9 protein-coding genes and 1 tRNA gene are annotated in these 17,701 nt (G+C 45.4%); 6 read left to right on the forward strand and 4 right to left on the reverse strand.

Features of this window, described 5'->3' with window-relative positions; translation table 11 throughout:
• The first annotated feature begins 163 nt into the window (after window positions 1-163).
• From CLV51_RS23355 to CLV51_RS23365, 3 genes are all read left to right on the forward strand, one after another.
• Window positions 164-239: transfer RNA gene (locus tag CLV51_RS23355), tRNA-Lys, on the forward strand.
• 259 nt (window positions 240-498) lie between these two features.
• Entirely contained in the window at window positions 499-1,734 is a 1,236-nt protein-coding gene (locus CLV51_RS23360) for a site-specific integrase (RefSeq protein WP_106530517.1), read from the forward strand.
• Between the two features lie 230 nt (window positions 1,735-1,964).
• Window positions 1,965-2,492: a DUF4468 domain-containing protein gene (locus CLV51_RS23365; protein ID WP_106530518.1), complete on the forward strand. Its 528-nt coding sequence runs from the start codon at window positions 1,965-1,967 to the stop codon at window positions 2,490-2,492.
• Between the two features lie 556 nt (window positions 2,493-3,048).
• Here the strand turns inward: CLV51_RS23365 and CLV51_RS23370 are convergent.
• Window positions 3,049-3,450: a helix-turn-helix transcriptional regulator gene (locus CLV51_RS23370; protein WP_106530519.1), complete on the reverse strand. Its 402-nt coding sequence runs from the start codon at window positions 3,448-3,450 to the stop codon at window positions 3,049-3,051.
• 167 nt (window positions 3,451-3,617) lie between these two features.
• Between CLV51_RS23370 and CLV51_RS23375 the strand changes: the two genes are divergently transcribed.
• The 3 genes from CLV51_RS23375 (at window position 3,618) to CLV51_RS23390 (ending at window position 5,338) form a co-directional block, all read left to right on the forward strand.
• On the forward strand, window positions 3,618-4,088 hold the full coding sequence (locus tag CLV51_RS23375; protein WP_106530520.1) for a hypothetical protein: 471 nt from the start codon (window positions 3,618-3,620) through the stop codon (window positions 4,086-4,088).
• On the forward strand, window positions 4,085-4,318 hold the full coding sequence (locus tag CLV51_RS23380; protein WP_106530521.1) for a hypothetical protein: 234 nt from the start codon (window positions 4,085-4,087) through the stop codon (window positions 4,316-4,318). Before CLV51_RS23375 ends, CLV51_RS23380 begins: the two co-directional genes overlap by 4 nt.
• 735 nt (window positions 4,319-5,053) lie before the next feature.
• Window positions 5,054-5,338, forward strand: a complete 285-nt coding sequence (locus CLV51_RS23390) for a type V toxin-antitoxin system endoribonuclease antitoxin GhoS (RefSeq protein WP_106530523.1) — start codon at window positions 5,054-5,056, stop codon at window positions 5,336-5,338.
• 855 nt (window positions 5,339-6,193) lie between these two features.
• Here the strand turns inward: CLV51_RS23390 and CLV51_RS23395 are convergent.
• From CLV51_RS23395 to CLV51_RS23405, 3 genes are read right to left on the reverse strand one after another with little or no spacing between them, the layout of a single operon-like run.
• Window positions 6,194-14,779, reverse strand: a complete 8,586-nt coding sequence (locus CLV51_RS23395) for a hypothetical protein (protein ID WP_106530524.1) — start codon at window positions 14,777-14,779, stop codon at window positions 6,194-6,196.
• Between the two features lie 59 nt (window positions 14,780-14,838).
• Complete coding sequence (locus CLV51_RS23400; RefSeq protein WP_106530525.1) at window positions 14,839-16,239, reverse strand: ComEC/Rec2 family competence protein; 1,401 nt, start codon at window positions 16,237-16,239, stop codon at window positions 14,839-14,841.
• Between the two features lie 38 nt (window positions 16,240-16,277).
• On the reverse strand, window positions 16,278-17,684 hold the full coding sequence (locus tag CLV51_RS23405; RefSeq protein ID WP_106530526.1) for a ComEC/Rec2 family competence protein: 1,407 nt from the start codon (window positions 17,682-17,684) through the stop codon (window positions 16,278-16,280).
• Window positions 17,685-17,701 lie beyond the last annotated feature (17 nt).

Genomic DNA, 17,701 nt, shown 5'->3' on the forward strand with positions numbered 1-17,701 from the left:
CATTATTTTCCATGTTTTGTTTCTTTAAACCATTTGCCAGTAAAGGTTTGCAAGCTTTCAATAAATGTGCACCAATTTATTTTATTTATATTTTTCAGAAAAAAATTTGGAAGTGAATGTAAAATTCATATTTTTGCATCCCCTTAACAGCAATACAGTAAAGGATTCCCTAGCTCAGTTGGTAGAGCAATACACTTTTAATGTATGGGTCTTGGGTTCGAGTCCCAAGGGGATCACCATCAGGAGTAAAAGTAAATACTCTTACGTAATTAAAACCTTGTAGAAGCATATTCTACAAGGTTTTTTTGCTTTTAGTGGTAAAGTTGTGAAAAGATAAGTAAGGGTAGAAAAGTGAGCGTTGCGGTTAGCAATATAAATATTAAATTGTGCTAACCGTCACAGGCCCAAATGCTGCACCGTGTTGCGTTTGACCAATGTTAAGTGATGTCAGGATAAGTGAAGTTGAAACAATTTTGGTTAACTTAAAACAAATGGTGTATGACCAGTTTTTCTGTTCTTTTCTGGCTTAATAAGAGCCGTTCTAAAAACAATAAGCCCGCTATTTATCTGCGTCTCAGCGTAGACGGCAAACGTGCAGAACTTTCCACGTATCAGTATGTAACCCCGGCATTATGGAATGCCTCCGCCCAATGTGTTAAAGGAAATTCCGAAGAAGCACAGGCGATTAACCGGCAGTTGGTAACCCTGAAAGCCAATCTACACAAACATTACAGCCATTTAATTACATCCGGTTCAATGGTGACCGCTCAATCCGTGAAAAATTCTTTTTCTGGAATTACAGAACACTCGCGGACATTATGCGAAGTGATAGACTTCCATAACCGCCGATTTGCAGAGAAAGTAAAAGCTAAGATGAAGTCCGGGCGTACTCTGAAACGGTTTGAGATCACTAAAGAAAAGGTGGTGGCCTTCCTGAAAGCTCATTTTCATGTTTCCGATAAGCCGCTTTCTGAAATTCGTTTTTCTTTTGCCCCGGATTTTGAACATTTTCTCACAACCGTACAGGGAATAGGGTCTAACACCGCTATGAAGTATGTGAAGATTTTAAAACAGATGCTCAAATTGGCCGTAGATCAGGGTTGGTTGGTCGTTAGTCCATTAAGCGGGTTTAAATGTAGCTATGAAGAACCGCAACGGGAACGGCTTACAATGGACGAAATTATGTCCTTGTATAATAAAGAGCTGATCCCACGATTGGCAGAGGTGAGAGATATTTATTTGTTCTGCTGCTTTACGGGCTACGCTTACACAGATGTACTCCATCTTACCCCGAATAACCTTGTCATTGGTATTGATGGCGAAAAGTGGATTATGAAAGACAGAATGAAAACCCACACAGCGGAACGTGTACCGCTTTTACCTATTGCATTGGAGATAATAGACCGGTACAAAGAAAGCCTGTATTGCAAGGCATATGGCCGTTTATTGCCCGTTAATAGTAACCAGCGGTATAATGCCTACCTGCAAGAAATAGCCATCGTATGCGGCATTAAAAAGCATTTAACCACGCATACCGCCCGACATACATTTGCTACCACGGTCACGCTTGAAAATGACGTGCCGATTGAAACAGTGAGCCAGATGTTGGGGCATAAATGTATCCGTACAACGCAGATTTATGCAAAGATCACGCAGCAGAAGGTTAGTAATAATATGCGGGCCTTGCGTGATAGGTTGTCTGCTCCTGGAGTAGGATTACAGCGGATCGTTTAACCTGGTATCGCTGCCGCAGGCTACGTTCGATATACCGTTTTTAGGGTAAAATATTTGCTTATATCTAAGCTGGGTGATTCTTTGAATATGAATCATCCAGCTTTTTTGTATTAATAAATTCCTTCTTATGATATGCTTATAGATGATTTATTCTTTTATATTTGCTCAATATGTTCCGCTAGTTATTGAAAGTAACCACTTATTCAGCCTCAAATTAAATAGATATACTTATGAAGAAGTTCCTTTTGTTTTTTTTCTTTTTACCGTTTACTGCTTTGGGACAAAACAATTCCCCGGATTCTTATCTTGGCGAACTGCCAATAAGAAATGGCAGGATTAATTACACAGGGATTGATAGTGTTTCAGGGGTTAGTAAGGAGGAACTTTATTTAAGAGCTAAATCCTTTCTGTCAACAGCTTTCCCAAATTTTAAAGATGTTGTTAAGCTCGATGATAAGGATTTAGGAAAGATAACGGTTCGAGGAATTTTTCGGACCGATGCCAAAGGAGGCAATCTTGTTAAGACTTACCAAGAGTTTTATGCAAATACCAATATACAAGTTAAAGACGGGAAGTTTAAGTACGAGATTACAGATTTCATTAAGCCAAGCTCAGACCTTCGCGTTCCCGACTTCAATTATGAACAGATGTTGTTCAACAAAAAAAGAGCTGAGAAACTATCGCCTGATATTAATGCTGTAATCAATCGATATATAGTTGCATTGATACACGCAATGAAAAGCCAAGATAATTTTTAACTGTGTTTTGGGTTTTAAACGATTTGAATAATTTGTAATATAGCACAGTAGATACTTTAGTAGGTGTCGCTGCCGCGGGCTGGTGCCTTATGACCAGATGTTTTTTGCAACGGTGGAACACTACCGGGCTGCATCGGAAAAAACATCTGGTCATAAGGCACTTGTGTTTTGTGGGATACCTATTTTTCCTTTTCACCAGCAAATTCGCTTCGGTGTGCAGATGGGAGAGCAGATAAAACGTGTAGCCTTGCTACCCGTTTGCGAAGATTGAACTGGCTGCGCTGCCACCAGTTCGGGAAGATTATACAGGCAGCTTCGCAGCCTGTATGCGGAGATAAACCGACTGGCTTCGCCATCCGGTTGCGGAGGTTGAACGGATCTTCGCTCCGTTAGCAAGCGGTGTTTTTGCTACGCAAAAACCGCTTGCCCTTCGCTCCCGATGGTCGCAAAGGGGGAAATGCAGCGGAGAATAAAAAGGAGATCGGGTTGCCGGTGAAAAGAAAAAAGCCACTGTTTTACAGTGGCTCAAGTTTATGGAGATAATAATATCTAAATACTATTTCTTAGTTTGCTTACCCGCCAAGTCGTTCTTTTCTCTTTCACTTGTAAGCAGTCGTTCATAAAGTTCAATGACTTTATCAAGTGGGTTAAAAGTACAATGATAATTATTCAACGGGCCGTTGTTAACACTGCTATCGTTGAAGTTATTTACAAAGTTAATGGCCGCTTCTTCACTGAAGTTCTTAATCGCTTCAGGGGTTACTTTCAATACTTTCGCTACCTGCTCTAATATCTCCGGCTCTACTGTTTCTTTCCCTTCCAACAGCGAAACCTTTTTTTGGTTCCAGTCGTCACCTAATTCAAACGCTAATGCATCCTGCTTCATGCCAAGCATTTCGCGGAAGCGCTTAATGTTCTTTCCTTCGTGTACTTTATTGGGCATATCAGTGTTTGTCATAGTTGCAAATATAAGGTTTTTCAGAAATGCTAAAATAGGGAATATCTGGCATAAAATACCTGTATAATATCCCTGATTCTTTCCAAGATAGATGTTTAAAGTATTGAATATGAGGTTATTATTCTGGAATTTGTATCTGTCATTTTGATAATCATAAAATCAAAACTATGGAGCATACGGAAGAAATCCTCAATATGCCCTCTTTCAACGAGGGGGAATGGTTAAAGCTACTTTTCCTAATAAGTGATACGCAAGACTGGCTTAATAATCTGGCCTACGGCGCCATGTTACAAATCCCTATAAGGGATAGAAGGCAGTTGTTTAGGAAAACCTATTACCTGAGTGCAACAGCGTTGACCCACATTATAGAAAGACATTATTATAAAATGATGCGCCACCCCGCTACCAGTAAGTTTACGATTCCCCTAACTGAAATATTAACCCATCTGCGGAATGCGTGTAATGAGCCTATACTGCCTGTTCCCGGATCAATGAATTTTCAACGGACTATTGATACAGGCGACATTATTGGATTTGATTGTGATAGACTGCCTACCAGCTTGGTTACTATAGTTACAGATGGGGGAGGACGTATTACAACCGCTTTTCCGGGCAATTTTAAAAAGAGAATGTCATGAGTACTAAACTAAAGATCAGTAAGAAGTTTAAAACGGAGTTACGACAATTTTTTGAGGCTCATCCGGCAAAGCGCGTAAATCGTAATCTTCGTGAGGTTTTCATGACGTATATCTATTATTCATTAGACGTTATTCCCCTCAATATGTCGGATATTATTTGGGATATGCAAAGCCTGATGGAATTAATAGATGTTGTAGAGGACGAAACAACAGACTGGCCGGAGCAATAAATTTTGAATGCGAAGCATGAAAAGTTTAGGGATTTTGGTATTACCAAAACATAGCTGGCCATACCATTTCCCCTTCTGAAATGTTTGAGGATTTATCAATTATCAATGTATACACATTTACTCTCAAAATATCGCTTTAAGCTCCCATATAATTACTGATATTAAAAAGTAAATTTATTTTAATTAACTTTCGATTAACAGTGGGTATGTGTTTTTATCTGTCATTTGTACTATTAAAATAACACATATGGCCGATCATCGAGTTAATATTCAATTGCCAGAAACAGAATTGGGGAGGGCTGATACAATCCTAAAAGTTAAGAAAGACAATAAACTACTAGGGACAATCCACATATCCCACGGAGCATTTGAATATCGACCAAGTGGGTGGGCGGACAAGAATAGAATTAAAATAAACTGGACGGACTTTCATGATTTAATTCTGAGTACAAATAAGTAGATAGAATTTCAGAAATTCTCAGCATCTGGTAGCTATTTGTGTATGGGAAGTCTGATCTATCATTTTATTATTGATCTGATCAAATACTGACTTTCACGTTTTTAGTAATTGGCCGTGTACATTAGATTTTCTATTATTTTCGGATATTCACCTATCATTCCTCCTGACTATAATGGCTACACGTAATCAGGGTAGCAGTAAACGCTCACCGCTGTCAAACACAGATTCTACAAGAAAGAATTATAGAAGTAATATTTTATTGTAAAACTTATTATATGTCTATTTTTATAGTTAGGGTTGTTCTGCATAATGCAAATGAAACAGATTATAATATTCTCCATTCTGCAATAGAAGATAAAGGGTTTTCTAGAACTGTATTGAGTGATGATAATATTGAGTATCATCTCCCAGAGGCTGAATACTACAAGAAGGGAAACTATATTAAAGAACAAATAAGAGATTCAGCCGTTTTAGCTGCTAAAACAACAGGAAAGAAATATGCGGTTTTAGTAACTCAATCTGATGGGATATGTTGGATTGGGCTAAAAGAAGTTAAATAATTCCCAAAAGTACCAATTTTATGACGTTCCCCGTCAGCGAATTTATATTTGATCCAAGCGTAAAATATTATGTGAAAGGGCGTTTTTTACGTAACGTTTACGATAATTTGACATTCAAGTCTTCTTGGACGAAAATTGTTACCGAGCCCATTGCGTAATTCGGGAATTAATTCGACCTCTTATGTTTTTGAGATCGTTTTTCATATATTTGTGTATCATTACTCCTGACTATAACGGTTACACGTAATCAGGTTAGCATCACGGTTAGCAATAAACGCTCACCACTACCAAACACAGACTCTACAAGACATTACGAAGATACGTGCTACTCCCAAGGGGATCACAACAAGATTATCAAAGGAAATTAAAGCCGCTTAAATCTTAGGATTTATGCGGCTTTTCTGTTTTTGCCATAAAAAGGTAAACCATATCAAATGAATCTGAAAGGATACAAAATAGGATACACAAAAAAAATCTAAGTTTAGTGTATCCTTTTCAGGTGCCAATGAATCGGTGAAATAATTTCCTGACCTGGAAGTTTTTAACGGCTACCTCTACGCTATCGTCATCATATAAAGGAAGCATTCCCCAGTATAGCAAGTCCAACTGCGAAGCTTGGTGCAATAACAGGGTGGCTGGAAATCTTCCATATAAACAAGACTGCCTAATATCGGATGATAAGAAGCGATATACTTCACGTACTCTTGATCATCCATCCTGGGAACTCAACATGGCCAGAAAAGATACGCAACTCTTCATGAACGTTGCCTGCGAAGCTAATATACCGATTGATTATTCATGTTTATAAAATAATATGATCTTCGCTCATCATAATAACCACTTTAATCACATACATTACAGTCCACTTATCAGCAAGTACAGTTGCACTTGCAACACTGGTCTTGTACTATCATCAGAGAAAACTGTCATATCCAGGTTGTACTGAGCCTTGTTGGTTTCCGGCATATGTGTATCCTTCCATTTCTTCATGGCGTCTGCTATCATGATGGCTACTGCCAGTCCTTTATCTGCGATACTTACTTTAGTAGAGGCCAGCAGTAATACAGGCAGGTTTATTATGAATGAAGTGCCCGGTTTGGTATACTGGTAGCTGACATGTAATTTAATTAGTATATCCGTTAACGTTACCTCACTGGTGAGGGCGATGAAGAGCTGGGTCATGTTCTCCTGCAAGGTTCTCTGTTGCGGCGCAGGGAAGACGTTGCTGTTGATGGTGGCGATATCTACGGCGCGGTTGCAGTTGAGTAGCGGCACAAGCTTGTCGAAGAAGCGCACCCACGGAGTCTGATAGATGAACCGTTGATTGGTGGGCTGCCACGTTCCATTATTATTCTGTATCAGGTACTCATTGCGGATGATGCTGGCGCCTGACCAGCTGTTTTGTTCATGGAGTATATCCAGCTGTTGCATGACCACTTCTCTGTCAGGATCGTTGTTCCTGTCGGCGTACAGGAGATATTTACCTTTTGCATCTTTGTATGTCCAGGTATTACTTTGACCGGTCACCGGCTCTGCGGTGTAATTGCTGATGTTGACCAACGGAACCATCGGCACGCTATTGCCACTGTCTGTTGTAACGGTGATGCTGAGATAAGTGGTAGTCGGCTCTTCGTTTTCTGTGATAGTATATGATAAAGTATACGGCGACAACGCCAGGCTAAGCGGTCCGTGACTCACCAGTTTTTTGGTGCGCGGATGTATCTGGTTCCAGGTGCTCCATGCAGTAGCCACTACAGTTACTACCTTGATGAAAGCCGCTATGGCATTCTTTGCAGCCTGCGCATTTGTTGTGTTGTTCGTTACATCATCAGCAGTCAGTGTCAGCAGGTGCATGTTGAAATCATCCAGCATGGCGGGATACACGGACATGAACTGAGATAATGCCTGATCCAGTGTAGGCGGTTCATCCAGGTTCCGTGACAGGAAAGTGTTACTGGATGCCGGGATATTGAACTGAACCTGCGTGTGTATGGTATCCTGTGCGGCAGACTGGTTCTGATATACATAACGGTAGTTCCATGCTCTTGTATCAGCGATGGTTATAGAGCCGGTGCTATTGTTGACAGGATATTGAAGTCCCTGGCTCAGGATGGAAGGCGGTGTAGGATAGGCGCGCAAGGGAACCGGTATGGTGATGTTGCCTATCTGCCCCAGGCTGTTATCAAGCGGGATAATGAAGGTCAGCCAGGACGATGCCATGTAGCCTTCGATACCATCAACAGGTTGTAGCTGGTATTCCAGGTGACTTACGGCATAACGCATGTCTGTGAAGCTGAAGCTGCGGCTGGCCGGCAGGTCTTTCGATTCAAACATATACGTAAGCCACGATTGCCCGTTGCCCAATGGTACTTTAGCGTTGGACAGGGAATAGGAAGTATTGGGCGGTGTACCGGGTGGCAGGGAAGGATCAATGCCTTTCATGCTGCCGTACAATGCAGGCACATAGGGCGCTTCCGGGGGCTGATTGTTGCTGCCTGTCCATCCGGAGCTGATAGTGGCGGGTGTCTGCACGGCTGTCGTATAGCGGTAAGCGTTAGAGAGCAGTTGGAGGATCACCTGTTTCCATTTGTCCTGTGCGTTGCCGATGTTGGATTGTGGTGCACTTCCCGGATCTATGATGTAGTCGATGGTACCTTCAATAGCATTGGCGATGTTTTCTTTTTCAGCCAGCAGTGATGCCAATGATACGCCGTTGTCTAACAGGAAGGCGGGCACCGCATAGGCCGGGCTGAGGAAATTATCTACCGCGGTGAGGAACTGCAATCCCCAGTTGTCGAGGTCTATACTGCTGAAATGCTGTGTCACTGCGGACCCTGCGGGATATGGCTGTCCACTTGCATACGGATAGTTGTTGCTGCTGAACGACAACAGGTTGTTGGCCAGCGGTACGGGTGCAAAGAAATATACTGCAGCGTTGCTGAAGTTGAAATTGATACCGCTCTTTCCGTTGCTGTCCAGTCTTATCATCCAGAGCGATGGTATTTTGTCTTCACTTTCCTTCGGTGTGCCTGTCGCCAGTTTCAGCGTGATGCCTGCGGTGGGCTGATCTTTGAAGGCCGCTTCAAACTGTTGCGCAAATGGGGTGAGCGACAAGGAATCATTGTTGCCGTTACCACAGGGCGTGCCTTTGGATTGCGGCGGCACGGTGGTCTGTGCGCTGGTGATACCGGCAGTGTTGGCAAAAGCCGGATCTATATGTGAAGTGCGTTGTACCGTTGCCGTTAGTGTCAATGGCAGTATGTCTGCATAGCTCGCAATCGTGGCGGTATCCACCGGGCTGCTGATAGTATACAGGATGCTGTTGTTGTCTGCGGCAGTAGCGGCTACTATGCTCTTCAGGTAGCTGATCACCGGTGTGAGGAAGCCGGTGTTCAGGGCGGCTATATCTATACTGCGACCGGAGCCTTCCGGTAGAGCAGCAGTGCCGTCAATAGAGGAGCGGAAGCTCATGTTCACATCCGTACATACTACCAGCTGATAATAGAGGCGCATGTAGGTTTCGAGGTCTATGGCAGCATTGTTCTGGCTCTTGCTGCCGGTGTATTTTGTCTTGTCGAAACAGAAGCTGAGCTGTATTTCCGGCTTGCCGGCTTTCCGGGCAAACTGGTAATAGGAAGATACGGCAGGCCACTGTGATACCGCGATGAGCGGATCGGTATACAGTGATGCCATTGATAATGTCAACGGCTGCACGTTGTTCATGGGTATGTTACCAAACATATCCTGCCAGTTAAGCTGCATCTGCACAGTAGCGCCGATGCCCCCATACGGATTAGGATAGTCTGGGTCTGTACCGGAAGGCTGCACGTATTTGTAGTAAGGGATCACAGCTGCATAGTTCCAGTAGTCGGTTTTCAGGTCCGGTGTTTCACCTGCGCGCAGTTTATTTACCTGGTCTTCATCCAGTGTGTCCGCAGGACCGGCTGGCAGTAGGTTCTGATAGGCGGCCACGCCAGGTAGTGTAGTGCCCAGCAGGTTGAACTGGTTTTGCAGGTATATCTGGTTGTCGGCGGTTGTAGGTGGTTGCTGTGAAGGATTGTATTCTCCCGGATTATTGCGCACTACTGTATAGCCCACCGTGCCCACCGGTATAGTAGCCACGCGGGTGGTGATGCTGTCTGCCTGGGCATATACACTGGTAGTGGAAGTGTCCACCGGATCGCCGGTTACCACGCTGTTCACAAAAGGTTGTATGAGCAGATCCGTATAAGTGACCACCAGCGTGAGGCGCGCTACGCCGTCTTTATTGAACAGGTAGGGTGGAATGCCATCGCCGTCGGAACTGCGGTAGTACAGATAAAATCCGCCTGATCTCACAATACTGTTTTCCCACAACAGTTGCAGGAAGATGCCCGGTTTGTTCAGCGTGTTGTAAGTGTTGGTCACGCTGTCTTTCAGGTAGCTGAATGCGCCTACAGGGTTGGTTTCCGTGCTCAGGTTGGCCTGTACAATAGCCAGCTGTAAAGCGCCATTGGCAGCGGAGATATTACCTCCGGCGGAATCTGTTGTCGGGTCAGGTTCATACAACAATTGTATTTGTGCAATAAAGCTGTCGTCATCTTTGCGGGTAGTATTAAGGTAGATGATCAGTTGTTGTAATAGTACCACACCACTGTCGTCTGCGCCGGTGAGGTTGTACATGTTGCCGGCAAGCGGTGTATCGGGTGCTGAGCCAGCGGTGATCTGCTGTATCGTAACCGGCATAGTGGTGGCCCAGGCAAGATGACTGATGCTTCCTTTCTCGCTGCCATCGCCGGAGGGCTTGATGGTCTGGAGGGAGAAAGGAATGGATGTACCGGCATGCAATGCAAATATAGCTGTCAGGTTTTGTGGCAGCAGCCACAGCACAGGATTTCCGCTTACACCAGCAAAGTAATCGCCGGGGTATTGCCACAGTGCCGGACTGTTGAGCGTAAAGGCCTGCGGCGTATCGCGGTAGTTCACCATAGCAGCCGGTGAGCCGGATTCAAGGGTGGGCGACAACACTACACTGCGCATATCATTGATGCGGGTGATTTCATTATTGTTGATGGTGATATTGAGAGAAGCTGCATTGCCGGGATTAAAGGAAATCCAGGTGGCTGCCGCATCTTTGGTGATGTTCATACTGAAGGTATCACCGGTTTTGAGCGCCGCAGGCAGTGGGAACTGCTGGCCTGTAAGCTGGTACAGTGGTGTAATGGCGCCGGTGGCCGCATTTGGCGGAGCTGGTAAGCGTAAGCCATACAACAGGAACCTCGAAGACATGCTGCCGGTCTGTGTTACATTGGCGGCTGTAACCACTGCATTGACAAGGCTTTCTGCATCCAGACTTGTTTTCTTGTTGGCCTGCATATAATCCAGCGCATGTTGCAGGAACGTCTTGGCCACGAGGGCAATGAAATCTGTGAAGATAAAAGTAGGCATGCTCAGGTCCTGCTGCTGCTGATAGTCGGGGTCAGTCACCTGCGTACAGGCGTTACCGTAGTAATCAGCAGTGAGCTTGTTTTCTGCGTCCATACTGAGCATGCGCAGTATGCCCGAAACGGCGCTGATATAGCCATTGTTGCCGGTCATGCTCTGTGTGGCGAAGTTCAACTGCGCTCCTTTGGCGCCGTTGTAATCTGTCTGCATCAGCAGTGGCGGCAGGGCAGGGAAGATGGCGGCCTGCAGCTCCTGCCGGGTAGCAGGATCTGTAGCGGTGATCTGTACGCTGAAGAAGGTTTTCAGGAGTGAAATAACATCATGTCCTGCTGTATTGCTGTAGTTGAATGGTGCTACATTATCCGGCCTTGTGTTGAAATAACATAACAGCACCTGTAACTGATCAGTACTGATCTGTTGTGTTTGCAGCCAGCTCAGTGGAACGCTGCTGCGACCATTGCTGACCAGCGCGCTGAGACACCAGTACAACACGCCGGTGCTGAGAGCGGTGAGACCGTTCACCGTGTTGGCAATATTGGCGGAGGCTGTATCGATATAAAATATCATGTTGTATTGCGGGCCAGGTGTAGCGCCTTCTCCGGAAACGGTCAGCTGTGGGATCACATACAGATCCAGCAGGTAGTTGGTTCCGGTATCCGGTGAAACGGGCTGCCAGTTTAATGTTACAGCCAGGTCTGCGGCAAGGCGGTGGTATGCCGGGAAATTGCCGCCGGTGAGACATCCGTTCCAGCCTGCATCCTGCGGGCGATTGCTGCCGATCACAAACCGTGCCCTGATAGTAGCGCTGAAGCTGAGGTTGACGTGTATTTTAAATAATCCCAGGTTGATGGTGATTCGTAGTGAAACGGATACGCCGGCTACAAAGGAGATAGGTATCTCCATATAACTTTCTATCGTAATACTCACATACACATAAGCCAATATATCCACCCGTGCAGATATAATAGCAAAGTTCACTTCGCCATAGATATGACCCACCAGTCCGAAAGTGCCTTGCAGCTTATAATAGTTATCGTCTTTTGCACCACTTAATCCCGGTGTTGCATGGAAGATGGCAATCACTCCCTGGAAAATGCCTACAGCGGTGAGATACAGCCCTGCCTTCAGAATACCTTCATCAATTGTTTTGCCCACGCCCAGTTGCAGCCCCAATCCAAAGGCTATCACGGGATTGAATATGCCGCAGGTAGTTTGTGGAATATTAGTAGCTGTAGCGCCACTCAGCCAGCCGAAATAAAAACCACCGGAGCCGGTGAAGGGAAACACCTGCACGGTGAAGGAACGCGAGAAGTCTGTAATGCTGGCAGGGAAGCCGAAGTCGAGATAGAAGTTACCATTGGTGTAGATCCTGATCCCGATGCTGGGAAGCGTAATGGATACTTCCCCGAACTCAAGATGCCTGAAAACATCCGGCAGTTGCAGATCTATCTGATACATGCCGATGTTGTCATTTATTTTCTTATAAAGAATTTCGAAATAAAGATTAGCAAAATAAGCCGCAGTGGGATCGATGCTGATCATGAGGCCATACAACTCAGGATCATTGAAGATCAGCGCCATCTTGTAGAACTTCGCTACGGTGAAGTCTGCGCCGAAGAGCCAGTGGCTGTTCTGATCGAAATACAGGGAGCCTTGTTTGTCAGGTTTGATCGGTACGCTGTTAGGTTGACCATTGGTATCCGAGAATGATTTCTTCATGGTATCGATAGCGCCCGGTATGTCGCTGATATTACCAGGATTGGTAAATGCCACATGCTGGCCCATACCCAGGAAACGAAGATCAAAGAACTGGCTGCCCATACCCGGCACTCCGGGCATGTTGCGCACATCGCTGCCTTTGCCCGCCAGTGGCGCAGTTTCAGGATTGATACTGCTGATAGTCAAGCCCAGGAACTTGCCTTCAAAGCCAAGATATACGCCGGTATTATCTTTCGTAAGTGTGATAGCAGAAAGCTGCAGGAAACCCAGGTCGACATTGCTGTTATAAACTACCTTCAGGCTGCTCAGTGATGGATCATTGATATTTCTTACATATACAAATGACAACCCGTTCAGATTAATACTGTTGAGCACATTCCAGGGAGCCGGTAGCGTGAAGCCCGGTTCAAATGAAGCAATAAGATGCGTGATGATCTCTCCCAGCGACATCTTTCCGAATACAACCGTGATCGTGTCCGTATTCTTCACATTATCATGCTGGTATTGCGCTACAATACCTTCCCATTCGAGGTACACCTGTGTATCCGAGGTACCGAACTTATAACCCACCTTGAAGCTCATGCCCAGCAGCAGGGCTTCCACGGTGATCATACCGGAAGCATTGCCATTCACATAATCCATCTGCAACGTAGCGGTGAGTTTAGGCAATACAAAGCTCTGGTAATTGAGCTGCCATTTAACGGTTCCGCCTACACTATATTTGTTTTTCTGATCTGTTGCTCCCGGCGCCGGCGTGTATACGGTAACGTTAACCCCTTCGATATTCAGCGAAGCCTGATCTACCCAGGTGGGCAGGTTGGTGATACCCAGCGAGGAGAGGAACGTTTTCACCAGCTTCATGATGTTGATGCTGGAACCGGGCAGCATAGCGCCTTTGAAAGTCCATCCTGCGGAAGGATCTGCTTTCTCTGCGCGCAGTTCCAGCGGAATGTCGACGATGTTAAGCTGCGTGCTGATAAACCCGCTGATGGTGCGGTCGGCAGAAGAGAAAGGATTCTCTATATCCAGCGCCATAGCTGGGTCCACAATATCCAGCACATTGAAAAATTTAATATCTACCTGTGTGGATATATCGAAGTTGATGCGGCTGATCTGCCGGGAGGTAGCGTTGTAGGTGATTTCAAGGGTATTGAGATTGAAGCTGTCAAAAGTAATATCTACTGGCAGCGCGGGGGCCTGTGTGCCCGAAAGCCCTGGCAGCGCAGTGAAAAATTCATTATACTTATTGATCTCCACTTCGGCAGAAAAAGCAAGCAGCCATTCATCTTCGCCGAAAGGCAGGTGCGCATTGACTTCCAGCTTGGCTGTAGCGGAAGACATCTTCATATTAAATATACCATCAATGTCCAGTGTGAAGGTAGGCTTCACCGGCACTCTGTTAAACTGCATCGTAATGCGTAGCTCCTCGATAACAAGGCCGCTGGCCACCTGCCAGGGCTGCGGGTTGGAGATGATCACCGTTACATCATAGATCTTCTGTATTGCCGGATTAAAAAGAATACTCAGCTGAGTGATACCGAAATTACTCAACACCGCTACTTCCTGTGGCATGCTGCCCAGCACATTCATACCGGGGAATAAGCCCAGAATATCGTATATGCCTCCCTGTAAGGTCTGCTTAGTGGAAAAAGTCAATGACCATTGGTTAGCTGGCATATTGTTGTTGATCGGCACTGCCAGCGATATAGACAGATCAGTTTTACCAATGCGGAAAACACCGGTAACGGTGAGGTTGGGTGTTCGCTGATCATTGACTGGATTGACATACGTAAGGACCGCAAAACCGAAATTTTTCAGCGAAAGCCCTCCTGCACCTGGAATAATGGGGAAATCGATGTTGGACGAAAGGACCGAAAGCGTCATGGCAAAGGTGACAGAAGAGGCATTCAACTGAATACCCGGGAAAGCAATAGTGGGAAATATATTGGGATCTGCAAGCCGGTTCAATGGCAGCAATCCCATCTGCGACAGCTGTGGTATCGATAGATTGTTAAGAATGGAATCCAGTACTGTTTCCAGTATGTCGCCCCGCGTATTGATCAGTTGCAGTACGCCGTCATTATCCTGGGTGTACAGTTTCACTTTCCCGGAAACAGACAGGATATTATCTTTCACAGTGATATCAGCTGGAGTAAGTGTAAACACCATGTTTTGCAGCGACAGCATCTGCAACAGGAACGGGAACCGGTTGCTAGGTATCAGTTTAGGCGTAAGCGTTAGTGTGCCGTTGGATTGTATCTGCTGTTGCAGGTTGCTGGCTAGTTGCTGGAGGTCCATGATGACTGTTTTATGGAAATAAGATTAGGAAGAAAGTATTTTATCGATAACAACAGTGATTATGGTGGTGTATTACGATGACACTTAAACGTAGACAAGGGTTGATTGATGTTTTTGTAATAATTCACACGGAAGACGTAGAACTGGCTCTGTGTCGTGATATTATTCGGTTCTACTTTCAGCACATAACTATCTTTACAGTTTACTTGCTTGCTCTGGTACTGATTGTTGCCATGTACACCCTGTGGGTTGTAATCATTGCCATAGCTGAAGTTGGTACTGTCTTTATTGGCAAACAGGTTGATCGCGGAAGAACGACAGAACTTCTTTGTACCACTGGGAAAATTATAGAGGTTAGTGATATAGATTCCGCGATTATTAACACTCAATGGCCGTTGGGCGGAAGACCATTCAGAGAGCGGATCAAATAAGGTGTCTATACGTTTCTGAAAAGTAGGTTCCGGCAGTCCCCATTTTGACATATTACCTGCCGACAGAAACATCGCACAGGCTGTGAATTTCATCAGGTCATGGCTCGAGCTGCAATCACTGCCGTGATGACTTGTCTTGAAAGCACAGACATGACCAATGGCAGCTACATTGCGGGCTTTTTTATCGAAGCGGTAACTTTTAGTATTGAAAAGCGTATCAAAGCCTCCGTCCACGGTGACTTCCTGGTCAATGTAGGCAGAACAGCCGCCATTTTTATATCCACCCATATCTCCGGCTGTGAAGTAGCGGAACTGGCCATATTCAAGTATAAAGCCCAGAGAAAAATTATTGGCATTGTTACGACCTGCAATACCATCATTCACGGCGGCGCCACCAGCGCCATAAGTATAACCGGAGCTGACCAGGCATTTCAGTGTAGCAGGCACGCCGTTCAAAGTGTCTATCTTCAGCACCTGGCCTATATCGCGGGGAAAAGACGTGACCAGGAGACTGCGCGATTGTAGGTAATTATTATTGAACGCATCTCTCAATGCCTTCTTGTATATGGAAGCATCGCTGGATGCTTTGGCACCTCTGTTGGGAGTGGCTTGCGGCGGATTGACAGGGCCATAGGTAGCGCCTAATGTATATCCTCCGGGATCTATCACGGTGTCTGCTCTGAAGATAGTACCGTTGCCCAGTTTATTGAAGCCTGCATAGTGATCCTTATGGAAATGTGTCAGGATAAGGTATTTGAAAGTTACCGGCATATTGGCAGCGCCAAAATAACTGGTGAAGTAGTTTTGCAGGAATCTGTCTGTCCCTGAATTGCCGCCATCAATCAGTATCTTCACCGGAAAGGTGTTGCTGGCAGTATCATGCACTACTATCATTGTTGCATCGCCATTCTCGATATTGATATGATGTATCTCCAGTATTTTATTCTGGGCCGCCGTGTACAGCGGTAGCAGGAGGCACAGACAGCAACCGCATCTGCGAAACAGGGTATATAATTGCTGATAGAACATTGTTTGTTATTATTGGATGATGATGAATGAATGCTTTACTACCGCGCATTGCGATGACACTTGTAATTCCCTATAGGACTCATGATCACGCCCTTCCAAAAATTGGTCATGTATAAGTAGAAGATGGATTGTGTGGTGATATTATTCGGTTCAACAATCAGTATATAGCTGTCTTTACACGTCGGATCCTCGCTGGAACCGGTCATTGCGCCGGTTGCCACCCCTGCCGGATCATAATCGTTACCATAATGAAACTCCGTGTCTGTACGGCCGGCAAACAACTGCACAGCATATTTCAGACAACTGTCCCTCTCTGTACCATACCTTTTGAAATTGTACAGATTGGTGATGTAAAGCCCACGATCAGATACGCCGAAAGGCCGCGTGCCGTCTGCACGGCTGGAAAGTGGCTTCCACGTGGTATCCAGACGTTGTTGAAAGGCGGGATTGGGCAATGCCCAGTTTTTCTGGTTACCTGCGGAGACGATAGCTACTGCAGGTCGTATTTTCAAGAATGCGGGATTGGTGCTGTGATCACTGCCGTGGTGACTTACTTTGAAAGCGCAGATATGTCCTGTTACACTGTCCCTTGTGGCGGTGGCATCAAAGCTGTAGCTGAGTTCATGCAGCAGTGTGTCCAGTCCGCCTACCAATGTAGTTTCCTGATCGGTGAATTTGGGTCCATTCTCACCACCCAGGTCTCCGCCGGTGAAGTAACGAAACTCACCATACCGGAGTACAAACCCAAGTGAATAATCATTTGGATTATTCTCCCTGGAGATGCCACAGAATAGAGAATCTCCGTTTCGTGTATATGTATAGGCCGCAGCGGCCACGCAGGTAAGCGTTACAGGGATACCGTTGACAGTACCGATGGTAATGCTTTTACCTATATCGCGGGGAAACGAGGTGATCACCTTACTCCTGGATTTCAGCAAGCTCTTGTCGTACGCCGTTTTCAGCGCTTTCATATACACTCTTTTGATGGTCGGCTTATCACCGCCTCTTTTAAGTGCCGCAGCAATGGTATCAGGAGGAGCTATTGCCGCGTAGGCGCTGCTGAATTTATAACCGCCTACATCAATGATGGTATCCACCTGGATGAATGCACTGTCCCCCAGCGATTTAAAACCGGTATAGTGATCCTGATGATGATGGCTCAGGATCGCATATTTAAAATGTGCTACAGGCATAGTGTCTTTGAAACAATGTTTGAAATAATTGTTGAGGAAGGCATAGGAATCTTTCATACCTCCATCAATCAATACGCTCGCCGGAAAGGTATCCACTGCTGTATTATGTATCAGGATCATGGTAGCATCTCCGTTTTCTACATTGATATGATGTATTTCCAGTTGCTCCTGTGCTTTCAGCGAAAGCGTTAGCAGCAGGCACATACAGCATATGAGGCTGTACAGATTTTTTTTGAGGGAAAGGGAAAACATACGATTGAGATTTTAAC

Source organism: Chitinophaga niastensis, assembly GCF_003014755.1.
Lineage (GTDB): Bacteria > Bacteroidota > Bacteroidia > Chitinophagales > Chitinophagaceae > Chitinophaga > Chitinophaga niastensis.

Bases quoted from the DNA above. Each gene is read 5' to 3' on its own strand.
- CLV51_RS23400 (WP_106530525.1), bottom strand. From the start codon at position 16,239: ATGTTCTATCAGCAATTATATACCCTGTTTCGCAGATGCGGTTGCTGT.
- CLV51_RS23405 (WP_106530526.1), bottom strand. From the start codon at position 17,684: ATGTTTTCCCTTTCCCTCAAAAAAAATCTGTACAGCCTCATATGCTGT.
- CLV51_RS23380 (WP_106530521.1), top strand. From the start codon at position 4,085: ATGAGTACTAAACTAAAGATCAGTAAGAAGTTTAAAACGGAGTTACGA.
- CLV51_RS23370 (WP_106530519.1), bottom strand. From the start codon at position 3,450: ATGACAAACACTGATATGCCCAATAAAGTACACGAAGGAAAGAACATT.
- CLV51_RS23375 (WP_106530520.1), top strand. From the start codon at position 3,618: ATGGAGCATACGGAAGAAATCCTCAATATGCCCTCTTTCAACGAGGGG.
- CLV51_RS23360 (WP_106530517.1), top strand. From the start codon at position 499: ATGACCAGTTTTTCTGTTCTTTTCTGGCTTAATAAGAGCCGTTCTAAA.
- CLV51_RS23395 (WP_106530524.1), bottom strand. From the start codon at position 14,779: ATGGACCTCCAGCAACTAGCCAGCAACCTGCAACAGCAGATACAATCC.
- CLV51_RS23390 (WP_106530523.1), top strand. From the start codon at position 5,054: ATGTCTATTTTTATAGTTAGGGTTGTTCTGCATAATGCAAATGAAACA.
- CLV51_RS23365 (WP_106530518.1), top strand. From the start codon at position 1,965: ATGAAGAAGTTCCTTTTGTTTTTTTTCTTTTTACCGTTTACTGCTTTG.